Source organism: Rahnella victoriana (genome assembly GCF_004330295.1).
Classification (GTDB): Bacteria; Pseudomonadota; Gammaproteobacteria; order Enterobacterales; family Enterobacteriaceae; genus Rahnella; species Rahnella victoriana.
Map to the genome: position 1 here is coordinate 1 of NZ_SJOJ01000077.1, position 394 is coordinate 394.

Consider the following 394-nt stretch of genomic DNA (forward strand, 5'->3'; position numbering starts at 1 on the left):
CAAGATAATATTTTGTGCTTCCAGATTTTGCCCTCCGATCCTCATCAGTAAGCGCCTTGCTGTCGCATAACCGATTTCCCGTGCAGAATTGGCAATCGAGGTCAGTGGCGGCTCCGTCAGTTCAGATTCCGGGGCATCTTCCATGCCAATTAAGGCGACTTTCTGCTGGAAGAAACTGTCTACTGCGCCGCCCCCGACCTGTGCGCCGGTACGCATCACACCGAAATAGGCACCCAGCGCCACGGAAGATTTATGGCACACGATGGCGCTGATTTTCGGATAGTGGGACAGAAGGGTTTCGGCAGCGTCGGCGGCGCATTTTTGCTGGTAATCACACTCGATGATCCATTCACTGCGAAAAGGCAGCCCGTATTGCAGCAAGGTGGCGCAGAAA

Annotated in this window: 1 protein-coding gene; it reads right to left on the reverse strand. The window is 54.1% G+C overall.

Annotated elements, in window-relative coordinates; all coding sequences use genetic code 11:
- Positions 1-394: substrate-binding domain-containing protein (locus tag EYY67_RS24375; protein ID WP_165498008.1), on the reverse strand; the 394-nt coding region annotated here is incomplete at both ends.